General features: G+C 58.5%; 15 protein-coding genes. 11 read left to right on the plus strand and 4 right to left on the minus strand.

The genetic code is table 11. The features are described from left to right. Positions 1-13: 13 nt before the first annotated feature. Positions 14-202, minus strand: a complete 189-nt coding sequence (locus ACVJNE_RS16805) for a hypothetical protein (protein WP_499567374.1) — start codon at positions 200-202, stop codon at positions 14-16. A gap of 653 nt (positions 203-855) precedes the next feature. Here ACVJNE_RS16805 and ACVJNE_RS16810 point away from each other — a divergent pair. From ACVJNE_RS16810 to ACVJNE_RS16820, 3 genes are all read left to right on the plus strand, one after another. Next, positions 856-1,785 (plus strand): ArdC family protein, encoded by a 930-nt coding sequence (locus tag ACVJNE_RS16810; protein ID WP_499567376.1) that lies wholly within the window; start codon positions 856-858, stop codon positions 1,783-1,785. A gap of 249 nt (positions 1,786-2,034) precedes the next feature. Then, positions 2,035-2,286, plus strand: a complete 252-nt coding sequence (locus tag ACVJNE_RS16815) for a type II toxin-antitoxin system ParD family antitoxin (RefSeq protein WP_499567378.1) — start codon at positions 2,035-2,037, stop codon at positions 2,284-2,286. After that, entirely contained in the window at positions 2,283-2,570 is a 288-nt protein-coding gene (locus ACVJNE_RS16820; protein ID WP_499567380.1) for a type II toxin-antitoxin system RelE/ParE family toxin, read from the plus strand. The genes ACVJNE_RS16815 and ACVJNE_RS16820 overlap by 4 nt, the downstream gene beginning before the upstream one ends. 572 nt (positions 2,571-3,142) lie before the next feature. On the opposite strand, the gene ACVJNE_RS16825 is transcribed toward ACVJNE_RS16820, so the two are convergent. Together ACVJNE_RS16825 and ACVJNE_RS16830 are read right to left on the minus strand one after the other, a co-directional pair. Further along, positions 3,143-3,658: a GNAT family N-acetyltransferase gene (locus ACVJNE_RS16825; protein ID WP_499567382.1), complete on the minus strand. Its 516-nt coding sequence runs from the start codon at positions 3,656-3,658 to the stop codon at positions 3,143-3,145. 1 nt (position 3,659) lies between these two features. Next, a complete protein-coding gene (locus ACVJNE_RS16830; RefSeq protein WP_499567384.1) occupies positions 3,660-3,944 on the minus strand; it encodes a type II toxin-antitoxin system TacA family antitoxin in 285 nt (94 codons plus the stop codon). A gap of 173 nt (positions 3,945-4,117) precedes the next feature. On the opposite strand from ACVJNE_RS16830, the gene ACVJNE_RS16835 reads away from it, so the two are divergent. From ACVJNE_RS16835 to ACVJNE_RS16865, 7 genes are all read left to right on the plus strand, one after another. Further along, a complete protein-coding gene (locus tag ACVJNE_RS16835; RefSeq protein WP_499567386.1) occupies positions 4,118-4,444 on the plus strand; it encodes a HigA family addiction module antitoxin in 327 nt (108 codons plus the stop codon). A 33-nt stretch (positions 4,445-4,477) separates the two neighbouring features. Beyond that, positions 4,478-7,231 (plus strand): class I SAM-dependent DNA methyltransferase, encoded by a 2,754-nt coding sequence (locus ACVJNE_RS16840; protein ID WP_499567388.1) that lies wholly within the window; start codon positions 4,478-4,480, stop codon positions 7,229-7,231. Further along, positions 7,228-9,312 (plus strand): DEAD/DEAH box helicase family protein, encoded by a 2,085-nt coding sequence (locus ACVJNE_RS16845; protein WP_499567390.1) that lies wholly within the window; start codon positions 7,228-7,230, stop codon positions 9,310-9,312. The genes ACVJNE_RS16840 and ACVJNE_RS16845 overlap by 4 nt, the downstream gene beginning before the upstream one ends. Continuing rightward, positions 9,305-10,489 (plus strand): GIY-YIG nuclease family protein, encoded by a 1,185-nt coding sequence (locus ACVJNE_RS16850; protein ID WP_499567392.1) that lies wholly within the window; start codon positions 9,305-9,307, stop codon positions 10,487-10,489. Before ACVJNE_RS16845 ends, ACVJNE_RS16850 begins: the two co-directional genes overlap by 8 nt. A gap of 40 nt (positions 10,490-10,529) precedes the next feature. Beyond that, positions 10,530-10,772, plus strand: a complete 243-nt coding sequence (locus tag ACVJNE_RS16855; RefSeq protein ID WP_499567394.1) for a hypothetical protein — start codon at positions 10,530-10,532, stop codon at positions 10,770-10,772. An 8-nt stretch (positions 10,773-10,780) separates the two neighbouring features. Continuing rightward, entirely contained in the window at positions 10,781-13,282 is a 2,502-nt protein-coding gene (locus tag ACVJNE_RS16860; RefSeq protein WP_499567396.1) for an ATP-binding protein, read from the plus strand. Between the two features lie 232 nt (positions 13,283-13,514). Then, positions 13,515-13,880 (plus strand): phosphoglycerate kinase, encoded by a 366-nt coding sequence (locus ACVJNE_RS16865; RefSeq protein WP_499567398.1) that lies wholly within the window; start codon positions 13,515-13,517, stop codon positions 13,878-13,880. Positions 13,881-13,944: 64 nt separating this feature from the next. Here the strand turns inward: ACVJNE_RS16865 and ACVJNE_RS16870 are convergent, their stop codons facing one another. Continuing rightward, entirely contained in the window at positions 13,945-14,502 is a 558-nt protein-coding gene (locus ACVJNE_RS16870) for a hypothetical protein (protein ID WP_499567400.1), read from the minus strand. 288 nt (positions 14,503-14,790) lie between these two features. Between ACVJNE_RS16870 and ACVJNE_RS16875 the strand changes: the two genes are divergently transcribed. After that, complete coding sequence (locus tag ACVJNE_RS16875; RefSeq protein ID WP_499567402.1) at positions 14,791-15,834, plus strand: IS110 family RNA-guided transposase; 1,044 nt, start codon at positions 14,791-14,793, stop codon at positions 15,832-15,834. Positions 15,835-15,952 lie beyond the last annotated feature (118 nt).

Genomic DNA, 15,952 nt, shown 5'->3' on the forward strand with positions numbered 1-15,952 from the left:
GGAAAAGCGGGGGCTAAAAGCCCCGCGCTCCCGGTGCGAGGGCGAGAGCCCGCGCGATGTTTTCGAGTGTGGCGAGGTTGTTACGGCGCTCCGGCGTGCCGGCAGCGGTGCGGGCGAGCGCCTGGCTCGCCTGACGGAATAGAGCCCGCAGGTCGGACTCGGTGCGATGTTGCAGCTCGGCGATGGTCAGTAAGGTGTTCATTCGTTCCTCCTTGTTTTCAAGGCCCCGGACATCGGGACCGTTCGTGCCCGGACACACACACAATCGGCACAAGGAACGGGACTGCATGGCCGGAAGGCCGCTGCAGAACATGAGGAAGAAGGGGACGCCGCCATCTGGGCGTCGTGAGAACTGACACAAGCAGAGAGTTGATCTGGGGGGCGCGTCCGGCAGGCCGGACCGGGCTTTCAGGCTGTGCCCGGAGCCGCCGCGTCGTCTCCGCCAGACGGTTTCAATCCCTCGCGCAAGAAGACAGAGCGGTGCCGGCATTGCCGGCGCATCGGTGCGCGGCGCTCATCGCCGCCGCTTGAAGGGAAGTGGGGCCTGCGGCCCTGGCGGCGTTGCCGCCGTTCTCAAACAAGAAGGGGGCGTGCCGCCCCTGCGCGCATTGCGCGCCGTTTTGAAGGAAGAGGGGACTGCGTCCCCCTGGCCGTCAAGACCAAGCCCTCCGCTAACGCTGCGGACGCCGCCGGGGCGTTCCCCGACCTTCCGCGCCCCAAGGAAAGAGTGGGCTTGTGCAGGCCGGGAGATACCCCTTTCCCCGGCAGCGGTCCTGACCGCCGACCCCCCGCTCATTGGCGCGGGCCTAGTCCGGTTGCATGGCGCAACCACCAACAAGACTAGGAGAAAGACCAATGCCAACAGACGTTTATGAGCGCATCACCGACCAGATCGTAGCAGAGCTGGAAAAGGGCGTGCGGCCATGGCTCAAGCCTTGGAACGCCGAGCACGCTGCCGGGCGCATCACCCGGCCCTTGAGAGCAAGCGGCATCCCGTATCGCGGTATCAATGTTCTGATGCTGTGGGCAGCCGCCACGGCGCAGGGCTTCAATGCCCCGCTGTGGCTGACCTACAAGCAGGCGCAGGAGCTGGGCGGACAGGTGCGGAAGGGCGAGAAGGGGAGCCTTGTCGTTTACGCCAACACCATCAAGCGAACCGAGCAGGACGAGGCGACGGGCGAGGACTTGGAGCGGGAGATTCCTTTCATGAAGGGCTACACCGTTTTCAATGCCGAACAGGTGGAGGGATTGCCAGCGCACTTCTACGCGGTGCAGGAACCGGCCCTTGAGCCGGTAGCGCGCATCGAGAGGGCGGAGGCGTTTTTTACAGCGACGGGCGCGGTTATCCGCGAGGGCGGGGACCGCGCTTTCTACAGCATGGCAGATGATCGCGTGCAGATGCCGCCCTTTGTGGCCTTCAAGGAGCCGGAAGCCTATTACGCCACGCTCGCGCACGAGCTGACCCACTGGACCAAGCATGAAAAGCGCCTTGCGCGGGACTTTGGGCGCAAGCGGTTTGGTGATGAAGGCTATGCCATGGAAGAGCTTGTCGCCGAGCTGGGCGCGGCCTTTATCTGCGCCGACCTTGCCCTGACGCCCGCGCCGCGCGCGGAGCATGCCGCCTATATCGGCTCGTGGCTGAAAGCGTTGAAGGATGACAAGCGGGCGATCTTTGCCGCCGCTGCGCATGCGCAGCGCGCGGCGGATTATCTGGCGCAGTTCTCGACGCACGCAGCGGCGGAGGAACCGGAAGAGGAGCCGGAAAAACAGTCGGCGGCCGCATAGCGGCCGCCGTTACGCACGGAGATCAGGAGGCGCGACGTGCTTGGAGTGGGGCTCGTGGGCACGCCGTTGCCGTTAGAATAGCTGGCGGCGCGGCGGGCTTGAAGGAGGGATGGATTCCTAGCGGCGGGGCAGAAATTTTCGGCCGCCCGGCGTGTGCCGGGCGGCCGCTTGCTCGGAAATACCGTTCGCGATCCAGAAGATTTTGACAAACTTTGCCAAATATTGCCATACTGAGGAAAGGAGGTGCCCATGGCAACCATGAACGTGTCCTTGCCCGATCCGATGAAGGACTGGGTGGAAGCGCAGGCCAGCAGTGGCCGCTATAGCAACGCGAGCGATTACGTTCGCGATCTCATCCGCCGTGATCAGGAGCGGGCCAGCAAGCTTGCCGAGCTTCAAAGCCTCATCAGGGCCGGTGATGAGAGCGGCATCAGCGATCGTTCGTTGGATGATGTGCTGGACGCCGCGCGCAAAAAGGTCATTGCCGCACGGGATTTATGAAGCTCAAGACAACCCGTCAGGCAGACGCAGACATCGTTGACATCTACGTTCGCGGAGCAGGTGAGTTCGGCGCAGCGCAGGCCGAGCGTTATCATGAGGGCCTGCTGGCGACCTTTCAGCTTCTCCTGGACAATCCCCGACTTGCAAGGCTCTACAGCGCGTTCAATCCGCCGGTGCGCATGTATCCCTACAACGCTCATCTTATCGTCTATCGTGATGAGGACGATGCTGTTGTGATCGTGCGCGTCTTGCATGGACGGCAGGATTGGGAACAGCACCTGTAGGTTACGGCCGCGCAGCGGCCGGTTGCTCGGCAGGAAGCGGGTTATTTTTCATATTTATGAAGACTGGAAAGGGACCACTGGTGTGGCTGTGGCGGCGCGGCAGATGATTATTTTCTGGCGTTGGCGGCCTCGATTCCGGTAATACGAAGCCGTAGTAGAGAATGATGTTTTCAAGATTGTGGAGATTGGCGAAAGCTATAGGGCAGATATTTTTCAAATCCGGCCGTGTTGAGCCGGATACAGCACCGGACTCTGGTGATCTCTTTTCTCCCGAAATGCCTCGGACACCCGATCCGCACTTCCCGGACCCTCGGGCAGGGCAGGATCAGCCCGCAGCCCCGTTCACTGCCTTTCGCAATGCGAACAGGCCCTTCAAAGAGAGTTCAGGCGGCTTTACTGCTTTCACCGATCGGCGCGACAGCGAAGATGATGACCCCTTAGATTACGGCTATGAGATTCCGCCGCCCGGCGGCTACTCGCCATCCGAACAGAGACGAATTGATCTCGCAAAGGCCCTGCAGCAGGAGCGGTGGCGGCGCATTTGGAATGGGCGCGCCCCATAGCGAGACCCTTCAATCGGAGCCCGCTTGCAGCAGCCGGGCCGCTGTATCGGTGGGATGGAACAGCGTCTGCGGACGCGCGCTGAAGCCTTCAAATCTGTGATGCCGGTAGAAGGCCGCTGCCGTCTCATCCTTGGCATCGACGATCACTGTGAGCACTGCCGGCTCCGCCCGGAGCGCGCGCAGGATGGCATCGAATAGCAACGCCGCGCCGAGCTGCTGGCCCTTGAAGCGCTGGTCGACAGCGAGCCTGCCGATCAACACCGCCGGGAGCACCGGGTAGCGGGGCAGGCGGCGGGTCTGTTCCTGGGGCAGGTCTTGGACGGGGATGCTGGCTGCCGCAAGCGTGTAATAGCCGGCGATGGCAGCGCCGCCGTCGGGCAGGGCGACAAAGCAATTGGACACGCGGCGGCGCATGTCCTGGCCGGCCTGCCGGGCAAGGTAGCCGTCAAGCGCCTCGACCCCGCAGGAAAAACCCTTGCGGTCATGGGCAGCGGTAAGCGCCTCAATACGAAAAGAGGGCGGCACGCTAGGCTGAGATGATCAAGCGGCGATGAGCGGCAGCAGCCCGGCGCAGGGCGTCGTTCGGCTCTGGCGGGTTAAGGATGGACGCGGCGAGCGCCTGCTGATCCTCAACCGCCAGCCTGAGCACCTGCGCATCCTCAATCGTGCGCTGCGCCGCCTCCTGGGCGGCTGATACGACAAAGTCGCTCAAAGACCGCCCCTGAAGCTCCGCAGCGCGGCGGACGAGCGCCAGCGCCTCCGGGGAAATCCGGGCCTCAAACCGCGCGGTGCGGGTGGTTGATGGGGGCATGGTGAACCTCACTCTCTTCTTCTAATGTACGGGTTTTTACCGGACATTGCAAGTTTTGTCTCCAAGGGGTGCCAGGACGGGACGGGGCCGAAATATGTCAAGTGTCAAGCGACGGTTGACGGCATGATTTCCCGGCAAGTAACATCGAACAGCGATTCGAAAGGAGCTGTCCTATGGCTGCTCGCACATCCGTTCGGCTCAGCGAGCCCGTCCATCCGGGCGGGTTCGTCAAGAGCGAGATCATCGAGCCGCACGGCCTGTCGGTGACCGACGCCGCGCGGGCGCTCGGTATTACGCGCGCCGCCCTGTCAGCCTTCCTCAATGAACACTCCGCGCTCTCGCCAGAGATGGCGCTGCGGCTTGAAAAGGCGTTCGGCGTGTCGATGGAAACGCTGATGCGCATGCAGAACAGCTTCGACATCGCCCAGGCCCGCAAGCGAGCGGGGGAGATCAAGGTGAAGCCGTTCGCTGGCACGCCGGGTAACCGGGAGGACGCGTGACGGCATGAAGAACGCACCGGGGGACGCACGCGCATGAACGCCGTCGAGATTGAAGAAGCCATATCGGCGCTGGCCGAGCAGCCGTTCGACGGCGGCGAATTTCCGTTCGCCTTCCTGCAGGCCTTCGGGAACAAGGAAGCCACTATCAAGCGTCTGCGTGCCGGGGCTTCGAACAAGTCCGACATGGGCGGTGTCCTCCAGACGAACAACATCCATATCGCGGTTGCGCCCCCGGGCGCTGTCACGAAGACCCTCGGAGCGCTGAAGGCAAGCCCAGCTACATCGAAGGCGAAGGCGCGCTTCATCCTCGCGACCGACGGCACGGACTTTGAGGCGGAGGATATCGACACGGGCGAGACGGTCGCCTGCGCATACTCAGATTTCCCCAATCACTTCGGATTCTTCTTGCCGCTAGCCGGCATCACGACGGTCAAGCAGCTGCGGGAAAGCTCCTTTGACATCCGCGCTACGAGCCGGATGAACCGGCTTTATGTCGAGCTTCTGAAGGACAATCCCGAGTGGGGCACTGAGGCGCGCCGCCATGACATGAACCATTTCATGGCGCGGCTGATCTTCTGCTTCTTCGCCGAGGATACGGACATCTTCCACAAGTCCGACCTGTTCACGGACACCATCGAGAAGATGAGCGCCAAGGACTCGTCGAACACCCATGAGGTGATCGGCGAGCTGTTCCGCGCCATGAACACGAAGCGCGAAGAGCGCGCCAAAGCCGGGATCGCGCGATGGGCTGACGCGTTCCCGTATGTGAACGGTGAGCTGTTTTCCGGCAGCACTGACGTGCCGCGCTTCAGCCGGATCGCGCGGTCATATCTCATTCACATTGGCAATCTCGACTGGACGAAGATCAATCCCGACATTTTCGGCTCAATGATCCAGGCCGTCGCCGAGGATGAAGAGCGCGGCGCGCTTGGGATGCACTACACGTCCGTACCGAACATCCTGAAGGTGCTCAATCCGCTGTTCCTCGATGACCTGCGCGCGAAGCTGGAAGAAGCGGGAGACAATCCGCGCATGCTCCTGAACCTTCGCAAGCGTATGGCGAAGATCAGGGTCTTCGACCCGGCCTGTGGGTCCGGCAACTTTCTTGTTATCGCTTACAAGGAAATGCGCGCCATCGAGGCCGAGATCAACAAGCGACGCGGCGAGTTTGAGAGGCGAACCGATATCCCGCTGACGAACTTCCGGGGCATCGAACTTCGCGACTTTCCGGCGGAGGTGGCGCGGCTTGCGCTTATCATCGCCGAATTCCAGTGCGACGTACTCTATCGCGGCCAGAAGGAGGCGCTCCAGGATTTTCTCCCACTTGACGCGCAGAACTGGATCACGTGTGGCAACGCGCTTCGGGTTGACTGGCTGAGTGTCTGTCCGCCAACCGGGACGGGCGTTAAGCTGCACGGCGATGATCTCTTTAGCACGCCGCTTGATCAAGCGCAGATCGACTTTGAGAATGAGGGCGGGGAGACCTACATTTGTGGAAATCCGCCGTTTTCCGGTTTCAATGCGCAGACACCGCAACAAAAAGCAGAACTTAGGGGCGTGCTCACCTTTACGGATGATCACAAGTACTTTGATTATGTGTCGGGATGGTTCTTTAAAGCCGCTCAATGCCTGTCTTTCTTTGACGCGTGTGCATTTGTTTCGACAAACTCGGTAGTGCAAGGAGTTCAGGTGCCAATACTATGGCGCCCCATTTTCAATCTCGGTGTCGAGATTGGATTTGCTCATGAAACTTTTGTGTGGAAGAACAACGCCGCTAACAACGCGGGGGTATTCTGCGTAATTATTGGTCTAACTAGAAAGCCTAAGAATAAGGTAATCTACGGTGAAGGCTTTCAAAAATTGGCTGGCAACATTAATGGCTATCTTGCAGATGCTGCGAACGTTTTTGTCGATCGGACACAGTCGCCCATCTCTGATATTCCTCCGATGTCGACCGGAAACGTTGCTTATGACGGAGGGAATCTAATTACATCGGACGATGAGCGCGATGTTTATTTATCGAAATGTCGGCCCCTCGCCCGGCACTTCAGACCATTGACTGGCTCGAAGGAGTTTATACGTGGAGAACGGCGCTCATGCATATGGATACCGTCGGCCGATAAATTAACGACCGAAGCAGGGCATTTCTTCCAGGCTCGTTTTGATGCCGTCCGACTTGTTCGCGAAAACGGCGGCAAAATAGCGCGCAACTATTCGCATGTGCCCTTTCGTTTCTACATGACGAATGAAAGTGAAGGGCCTCAAATTTTAGTTCCGCGCGTTTCTTCGGTCCGTCGCGACTACCTGCCAATTGCGTACCTCCCGTCGGAATTTATCATTTCAGATTCTGCGCAGGCAGTTTTCGATGCTCCGCTGTGGGGCTTTGCATTGATTAGCTCACGAATTCACCTTGCGTGGGTGCATGCCGTTAGTGGGAAACTGAAGGGTGATTTTAGGTATTCAGCAATTATCTGCTACAATACTTTTCCTGTTCCTAATCTTACTGAAAAGAACAAGGTTGATCTGACCCGCTGCGCCGAGCACATTTTGCTGGCGCGCGAAATGCACTTTCCGGCGACGATCGCTGATCTCTACGATCCCGATGCCATGCCCGCCGACTTGCGCGAAGCGCATGAGCGAAACGACGAGGTGCTGGAGCGTATTTATATCGGCCGCCGCTTTAAAAACGATACGGAGCGGCTGGAGAAATTGTTTGAACTGTACACCAAGATGGTAGCGTCACCGGGCGCGACCGCGAAGAAGAAAAAGGCGGGGGCAAGCGCGTGACCGACGAAAAGAAAGCCATACCTTCCGTTTCCGTCTCCTACTCGCGGAACGGCGCGTCCACGAAGGCCAATGCACTTGGCATGAGGCAGATGCAGGAGCGCGCTTATGAACGGCGCGGCGAGCAGTATCTACTGATCAAATCGCCGCCAGCATCCGGCAAGAGCCGTGCGCTCATGTTCATCGCCCTCGACAAGCTGCATAATCAGCGATTGAAACAAGCCATCATCGTCGTCCCGGAGAAATCCATTGGCGCGAGTTTCGGTGATGAGCCACTGACCAAGTATGGCTTCTGGGATGACTGGGTCGTTCAGCCGAAGTGGAATTTGTGCAACGCGCCCGGCAATGACAACGGCGGCAAGGTCAATTCCTTGGGCGCGTTCCTTGACAGCGATGACAAGGTGCTGGTCTGCACACACGCAACCTTCCGTTTCGCCGTGGACAAGTTCGGGGTCGAGAAGTTCGATGACCGTCTGATCGCCGTCGACGAGTTCCACCACGTATCGGCAGACCCGGACAGTAAGCTCGGGCAGCATCTCGGCGCATTTATCGCGCGCGACCGTGCCCACATCGTCGCGATGACCGGCTCCTATTTCCGGGGCGACGCTGTGCCGGTTCTCGCGCCGCATGACGAAGCAAAGTTCGATACCGTCACCTACACCTACTACGAACAGTTGAACGGCTACGAGCATCTGAAGCAGCTCGATATCGGCTACTTCTTCTATTCAGGTTCCTATGTCGATGACATCGCCCAGGTGATTGACACGAACGAGAAGACGATTGTCCATATCCCGAACGTGAATTCCCGCGAGAGCACGAAGCGCGGTAAGACGACCGAAGTCAGCGAGATCATGGGGGTCTTAGGAAGCTGGGAAGGGAAGGACCCCGCTACAGGCTTCGACCTCGTAAAGCGCGCTGACGGGCGCATTTTGAAAATTGCCGACCTCGTCGATGACGGTCCTGATCGGCACGCAAAGGTTCTGGCATCGCTAAAGGACCCGGCGCAGAAGAACAACCGCGATCACGTGGACATCATCATCGCGCTTGGCATGGCCAAGGAGGGCTTTGACTGGATTTGGTGCGAGCACGCTCTGACGGTCGGATACCGATCCAGCCTCACCGAGATTGTGCAGATCATTGGTCGCGCGACGCGCGACGCGCCGGGCAAGACTCGCGCACGGTTTACAAACCTGATCGCAGAGCCGGACGCTGCTGAAGACGCTGTGACCGAAGCCGTGAACGACACGCTCAAGGCTATCGCTGCCAGTCTGTTGATGGAGCAGGTACTGGCCCCGCGCTTCAACTTCACCCCGAAGAACCCGCAAAGTGGCCCGGTCGAGGGCTTCGACTATGGCGAGAGTGGATACGATCCCAATAAGGGCAATGTCGGCTTTAATGAAGAAACCGGCCAATTCCACATCGAGATCAAGGGCCTTGCCGAACCGAAGAGCAAGGAAGCCTCGCGCATTTGCAGCGAGGACCTGAATGAGGTGATTGCCGCCTTTGTCCAGGACAAGACCGCCATCGAGCGCGGACTGTTCGACGAGGAGATGATCCCCGAGGAGCTGACCCAGGTCCGCATGGGAAAAATCATAAAGGACAAGTACCCCGAGCTTGATGAAGGAGACCAGGAGGCGGTCCGTCAACACGCCATTGCAGCCCTGAACCTGACGCAGCAGGCAAAACAGATCGTCCTTGGCGACGGTGAAGGCGGCGTAGGTGGCGGCCGGGATGCCGAGCCTGCCGCCAATACCGCACTGATCGATGGCGTTCGCAAATTTGCGATGGACGTGCGCGAACTCGATATCGACCTGATCGACCGGATCAATCCTTTTGGCGAAGCCTATGCCATCCTTGCCAAGACCATGAGCGAGGAAAGCCTGAAGCAGGTTCAGGCGGCCATATCCGCGAAGAAAACGCGGATAACGCCCGAGGAAGCGAAGGTCATCGCCAAAAGGGCCGTTGAATTCAAGCGCGAGCGAGGTCGCCTGCCTTCCATAACGGCAACAGACCCATGGGAGAAACACTTGGCCGAGGGCGCTGCTGCTTTCGTTCGTTACAAGGATGAGGGCCGCTATGTCTGACCTTGATCTGGATGAACTCCGCGCCGAGCTGGAAGACTTCGCCGAGCCTGAAAAGAAAGGTGGCCGTTCTCCTCAGGAAGAACGCATCATCGCGGGCTTCGAAGACATTCAGCGTTTCGTCGAAATGCATGGCCGCGCTCCGCAGCATGGCGAAGACCGTGACATATTCGAGCGTCTCTATGCGGTTCGCCTGGACCGGCTGCGCGCGATTGAAGAATGCCGAGCAATTCTCGCACCGTTTGATCGTCAGGGAATTCTTCTTGGCTCGGCAGCTCCTGTGGCCGCGCCGGTGGATACCATGGATGACGATGACCTCATGGCAGAGCTCGAAGGCGCTGCGGGCACATCGGACATCAGGGACCTTAGGCACGTACGGACTGCGGCCGACAAGCGCGCGGCGGAGGAAATCGCTAACCGCACGCCGTGCAGGGACTTCGACACTTTCAAGCCGCTGTTCGCCCAAGTAAGGAAAGACCTCGACGCCGGCATACGCCAGGCGAGGCCTTTCCAGACGATGGCAGAAATCCAGAAGGGCGAGTACTTCATCGTCGGCGGTCAGATAGCCTATGTCGCGGAAGTCGGCGAAGAGTTCATGACCGAATACGAGCGCCGCGACAGCCGGTTGCGCGTCATCTATGACAATGGCACCGAGAGCGATGTGCTGCTGCGCTCACTACAGCGCGCCCTTCACCGCGATGACGCGGGACGGCGGATTACCGATCCCGTCGCCGGGCCGCTGTTCGCCGGTGAGAGCGAAGACGGCGACCTCGCGAGCGGCACGATCTATGTTCTCCGTAGCAAGTCCAATGATCCAGCTATCGCACAGCATCGCGACGTGTTGCATAAGATTGGTGTGACGGGCGGTGACCTGAATGCGCGGCTCGCCAATGCCAAGCTCGACCCGACCTTCCTGCTGGCCGACGTGGAAATTGTCGCCACCTACAAGTTGGCCAATATCAATCGGACAAAGCTTGAAAACCTAATCCATCGCATTTTCGACCCGGGCCGGCTCGACATCAAGATCAAGGATCGCTTCGGCAATCCGGTTGTCCCGCGCGAGTGGTTTCTGGTCCCCGTGTTCGTCATCGACGACGCGGTGGAGAAGATAAAAGACGGCACGATCACAGAATATGTCTATGACCCGAAAACCGCCAATCTGAGAATTCGCGGTAATTGACGCTGAACAAACTGGACGACGATGTAAGCTGGGGGACTCCATGACCGCAAACGATTTTGCGCTCGACGCATCTAAATCATTCGAGGAAAACTTCGAAGCCTTTCTGGCGGGACTGGAATCCGTCGATAAGGACATGGCCGCCATCCTTCACGCGAACGCTGATACTCTGGCAAAAATTGTCCGTGAGGGGGAACGAGACTCAAACGCCCGCGCCACATTCAACGCCGAAATCGCAAAGGCGCTTGATACTCTGGTCGCGTCGCCCGCACGCAGCGATACGTGAGGCGACCGATGGCGCGGTATTATCTGACAAGGCTCAAGATCGAAGGCTTCCGAGGCGTCAACAACGAGGCCGATCCACTCGACCTTCGTTTTCAGGCCGGATGTGTCAACTCGGTATTTGCAGTCAACGGTATCGGCAAAAGTTCAATTTTCGACGCGCTGTCCTTCGCCATTTTTGGGACAATTCCAAAACTGGACACGCTACAAGCGCAAGAGCGCCCGGAGGACTACTACACCAATCGGTTCCATTCGCAGCAAGCGGCCGTCCTTGACTTGGAGTTCCAACCCGATGACGGCGGTGCTGCTGTCACCGTCTGCGTGAAGCGCGACGCTGCCGGGACGCGCACTGTCACCAGCCCAAGCGGGCACGCCGATCCCGAAGGGTTTCTGAGGACGCTCCGTGAAGCCTTTGCACTTCTGGACTACCGCAATTTTTCGCGGTTCATCGAAGATTCACCTCTTGAGCGTGGTCGCACCTTTTCTGCCCTTCTCGGCCTGTCCGAATATTCTGACCGCCGGCAGGCGTTTCAGGCGATATCCGACTCGCGGACTTTGAATACCGATCTTGAAGTCAAGGTTCTCACCACGAGCAAGACCTCCGCGCAGCAGGAGGCGCAACGCGCACTTACGATCGCGCGCACCAGCTATGAAAAAGTCACTGGCGCAACCTTGCAGGACATCGCCAAGCTTGACGATTACGCCTTGGACGTCGTCCGGGCGCTCCGCAATGTTGAACTTCTGAAGGCCTATTTTGAAGGCAAGGAGCTAGCCGACATCGATTTCGAGGTAATCAAGGAGGTCATCAAGACCGCCGAAGGCGGCGAGAGCCGCCGAGAACTTGAGCAGGCGATAGAAGCCATTACCTCCCTTGACGCGCTGGTGGCTCATGACCTTACCAAAGCGCGGAGCGAAAAAGCGCAGATAGAATCGCTTGTCGATGCTCGCGATGCTCTGCTTGCCAAGACGCGCGGCGATTTGTTTAAGCGCCTTTACGACGCCGGCCACGCCGTAAGTGTGGACAGGGGTGTATGGGCGCACGACGATAAGTGTCCGCTTTGCGAGCAAGGCTTCAGCGGTTCGATCAGCGCGCATATCAGCGCTCAGCTTGCCCAGTATGCGGAGGCTTCTTCCAAGGCCGCCGAGATCGATAACGTTTGGCAATCATCGGCGTGGAGAGGCTTGTTCGCCGCATACGAGGCCGCTGCAGCGTTGAAGGTGGACCAATCCGCACGGCAGCTTGTCGCGCTGGACAGCAAATTTTCCTCCGGTGAGATCACCAAGGACGGTATCGCCGCCGCTATGACTTGGACAGAGAAACTTGTCGCCGACTGCGGTACTGCGCTTCAAATTCTTCGGGACAAAAAGGCCGACCTCGAAAAAGAATTGCCTGCCTCGCTTGTTCAGCTCACCGAGCAGGTCGAGTATGGGCGGCAGTTCAAGGAGGCTTTGGAACGCTACCGCGAGAAGCAAAAGGAAGAGGCGGGAGTTCAGGCGCGCCTTGATGTCCGAGAGCGTTGGCGGAAATTCATCACGGCTGCCACCACACGGTTTTCGGATGCTGAAGCCGCGCTGTCCAAGGCAAAGATTGCCGACATCGACATTGAATATAAAGACATGTTTCGGGGCATCATGAACGTCGCCGACGTTGTGCCGCAGTTGCAACGTGCTGATGGTCGCGAAGACCTTCACGTTCAGCTAAGCGACTTCCACGGCCAGCACAGGCTCTCGGCACGCGCACTCTTGTCCGAAAGCTATCGCAACGCGTTGGCGATTTCCGTTTTCCTCGCTGCGGCCGCCAGACATTCGGGCGCACCTCGGTTTGTAGTACTAGACGATGTGACTTCCAGCTTTGACGCTGGTCACCAGTATTTCCTGATGGAACTGATCCGGACCAAGCTACAGCAGCCCGCCAACCCAGACGGGCTTCAATTCATCATTCTCAGTCACGATGGCCTGCTTGAGAAGTATTTCGACAGGCTTGGTGGAACAACTGACTGGCACCATAACAAACTGCAGGGTTCGCCTCCAATGGGCGCCATACTCAGCCAAACCCAAGGTGCGGATCGTCTGAGAAGCACGATCAACACCTTGCTCTCTGCCGGACAGATTTCACAGGCTGAGCCGTTGATCCGCCAGTACCTCGAATTTAAACTGCAACAGATCATACGGAGAGTCGACATCCCGGTTCCTCTAGACTTTGCGATCAAGGACACAAACCGGATGGTGGGCAATTGCCTTGATGCCATTACGTCAGCGGTTAATCTGCACAAGAAGGCTGGCTCGCTGATCCTTGATGCAAAGCAGGTCAGCGACCTTTCTACGGTCCATGTTCCGGCCTTGGTCGGAAATTGGGTCAGTCACTACGAGACGGGAAGCGGGAGCAGTCTCTCAGCACCGGTGCTCTCGGCGGTAGTTGCCTCTATCGACGTGTTGGCCGAGTGTTTTCGCTTTGACGACACTTCTACTGGAACAACGGTTCGGAAGTGGTACCGGTCCCTCGCTAGCCGGTAAAACCGCGCTCGTCAGCGCAAGCATTGGTGTCGATACTTCCGCCCATTAGCTTTCGTTCATTTCCGCCCTCAGTAAATCCGCTCTCCTGCCGGACGGCGCTTTGCCGTCAATGGTCTGCCCGCACCACCCCGCCGGGGGCGGGCCGTGTTGACCATGACAGCGGCAGCCCATGCCGCCCGGCCTTTCGTCCGCGTCCTTCGGGACGATCAACAACGAACGAAAGGAAAGAAAAATGGGACTGGATATGTTCGCTCACACGCTTGATGCCGCGCCGGCATCGCCGGTCGACTTCGATGTCGAGCACTACGGCGAGCTGCATTACTGGCGCAAGCATCCCAACCTGCACGGCTGGATGGAACGCCTCTACCGCGAGAAAGGCGGCGAGGGCGCATCGTTCAACTGCGTCAATGTCCTGCTCACGGGTGAAGACCTTGATCGGCTCGAAGCTGACATCCGTATCGGAAACCTGCCGCCCACGTCAGGCTTCTTCTTCGGCGAGAGCGACGGCTCCGAGGTCGCGGACGACCTACGCTTCATCGCCAAGGCCCGTGAGGCCATGGCCGACGGGCTGATCGTCTTTTACTCGTCGTGGTGGTAGCCACCGACGCAAAACGGGCCGGCGATGAGCCGGCCCGTTTCTGTTTTCATTCGGGTGACAATACTCAGCTCGGCTTGCCTTGACGCGGGAAGAGCAGGGGATGCCGGCCTTCCACGAACTCCGCCATCTGCTGTTCTAGGCTGTTGATCATGAGGTTCGACAGGTAGCGCCCGGCACGTTCCATGTCGGTCGACTGATCGAGATTGATCTCGGGGCCGACGACACGCAGCCCGCCCTGAATGCGGCTCTCGATCATGCGGTCGAGCCAGGCCATGAAGATTAGGCTCGCTTCCGATACCGCCATGGTGATCGCACGCTCGGTCTTATGTCCGGCCTGTGCTTTCTCCAACGAGCGGTCGAGCTGCGCATGAACATCAGCGAACTCCGCCATGATGGTCGGCGACGGCTTCTGGGGCTGGATGCGGCAGCCGTCGCAGTCCGGATTGCTGCAGCGCTCGTCGTGGCTGCCGGCCGACAGCTCCATGATGGCAAGACCAGCATCGAGCAGGTCCATCAGGAATGCGCCGTCGAGGTTCTTGCCGCCGCGCAGCGCGATGGCGCGATTTACGAAATCCTCGCTCAGTTCAAGACCGGCGGAATGTCTGGTGGGATCGTTCTTCATCGTGCAACTCCCTTCGTTCGAGCTGCACCTCTTATGATCGGGACATCATCGCCGGTCGTGGCCACAAGCTGGTCACGCTATCGGCGCGCCGCTTTCATGCGTGGCGGTTTGCAGAATGCAAACGGGCCGATTGGCGGCAAACCGTTGATTCGGTGATCAGATCCGCGCCCTATTTGTCATAAGTTATATTATCGCATTTAGTGTAATGGATGAGAAATACGTCAATTATAGTTCTGCCCGAACAATATGACGCCTTTTTAATCTACAGCACTTAATGGAGATAAGAATATGAAGAAGTATGTTGGTCTCGATGTTTCTCAGGATGTGACGCATGCCTGCGTTGTAGATCAGGATGGCAAGATTCTCTGGCAAGGAGATTGTGCATCGACGCCGGAAGCCATAGGCGAAATGGTTAAGGAACGTGCGCCGGACGCTGTATCTATCGGTCTCGAAACCGGCAATCTTTCGACCTGGCACTGGCATGGCCTTACAGAGATGGGATTGCCAGCGATCTGTATTGATTCTTACCATGCCCACGGCGTGCTGAAGATTCAGATGAATAAGACCGACAAGAACGACGCTCACGGTATAGCGCAAATCATGAGATGCGGCTGGTATAAGCCAGTCCAGGTCAAGAGCTTCGACAGCCACGCATCCCGCGCCCTCTTCCGGACGCGCAGCAACCTGGTTGTCATCCGCACAGACATCGTCAATCAGATTCGCGGAACACTACGGACATTTGGTGTACTGATTAAGGGCATTGCAGGCGTTGCGTTTGAAAGACGCATTCAGGAAATCATTGACGAAGGCGGCGCTCTGGCTGCCCCGCTGCGCGCGCAGCTCGATGTTTTGCGTGTAGTCAAAAAGCAGATTGAAGAACTTGATGAAAAGGTGCTGGACTATTCCTACGGCTGCAAGGCCTGCCGTCTGCTTATGAGCGTGCCAGGCGTTGGTCCGGTGACTGCCGCTAATTTTGTTCTGGCGATCGATGATACGGAACGCTTTGAAAAATCCAAGAATGTCGGTGCCTATTTCGGGCTGACACCGCGGCGGCGGCAATCAGGCGAGATGGATTATAACGGCCGTATCTCAAAGCATGGAGACAGGGTTGTCCGTCATCATTTGTACGAGGCCGCCAACGTCCTGCTGACAAGATCAAAGCAGCCCTCCGCCCTTCGGGAATGGGGCTTACGGATTGCGAAGCGTAGCGGCTTAAAAAAGGCGCGCATCGCTGTCGCCCGGAAGCTGGCCGTCATCATGCACCGGATGCTGCTCACCGGTGAGTTTTTCAATGCCTTCCCCAGCATCGCTGAGAAAGAGGCATACGTGTAGAAAAGGAAGAAAACGAGTTTCATAGTGAATAGCCCCGAGTTTCGTGGACACCCTCGGGTTACATTTCCTGCTGCCGTTCGAACTCAACGGGTGACAGCATCCCGTTCCTGACGTGCTT

The organism is Mesorhizobium sp. DxT, assembly GCF_058448885.1.

Excerpts from the sequence above, each read along its gene's own strand:
- ACVJNE_RS16860 (WP_499567396.1), top strand. The coding sequence starts at position 10,781 with ATGGCGCGGTATTATCTGACAAGGCTCAAGATCGAAGGCTTCCGAGGC.
- ACVJNE_RS16870 (WP_499567400.1), bottom strand. The coding sequence starts at position 14,502 with ATGAAGAACGATCCCACCAGACATTCCGCCGGTCTTGAACTGAGCGAG.
- ACVJNE_RS16855 (WP_499567394.1), top strand. The coding sequence starts at position 10,530 with ATGACCGCAAACGATTTTGCGCTCGACGCATCTAAATCATTCGAGGAA.
- ACVJNE_RS16835 (WP_499567386.1), top strand. The coding sequence starts at position 4,118 with ATGGCTGCTCGCACATCCGTTCGGCTCAGCGAGCCCGTCCATCCGGGC.
- ACVJNE_RS16875 (WP_499567402.1), top strand. The coding sequence starts at position 14,791 with ATGAAGAAGTATGTTGGTCTCGATGTTTCTCAGGATGTGACGCATGCC.
- ACVJNE_RS16865 (WP_499567398.1), top strand. The coding sequence starts at position 13,515 with ATGGGACTGGATATGTTCGCTCACACGCTTGATGCCGCGCCGGCATCG.
- ACVJNE_RS16850 (WP_499567392.1), top strand. The coding sequence starts at position 9,305 with ATGTCTGACCTTGATCTGGATGAACTCCGCGCCGAGCTGGAAGACTTC.
- ACVJNE_RS16840 (WP_499567388.1), top strand. The coding sequence starts at position 4,478 with ATGAACGCCGTCGAGATTGAAGAAGCCATATCGGCGCTGGCCGAGCAG.
- ACVJNE_RS16815 (WP_499567378.1), top strand. The coding sequence starts at position 2,035 with ATGGCAACCATGAACGTGTCCTTGCCCGATCCGATGAAGGACTGGGTG.
- ACVJNE_RS16810 (WP_499567376.1), top strand. The coding sequence starts at position 856 with ATGCCAACAGACGTTTATGAGCGCATCACCGACCAGATCGTAGCAGAG.
- ACVJNE_RS16820 (WP_499567380.1), top strand. The coding sequence starts at position 2,283 with ATGAAGCTCAAGACAACCCGTCAGGCAGACGCAGACATCGTTGACATC.
- ACVJNE_RS16805 (WP_499567374.1), bottom strand. The coding sequence starts at position 202 with ATGAACACCTTACTGACCATCGCCGAGCTGCAACATCGCACCGAGTCC.
- ACVJNE_RS16830 (WP_499567384.1), bottom strand. The coding sequence starts at position 3,944 with ATGCCCCCATCAACCACCCGCACCGCGCGGTTTGAGGCCCGGATTTCC.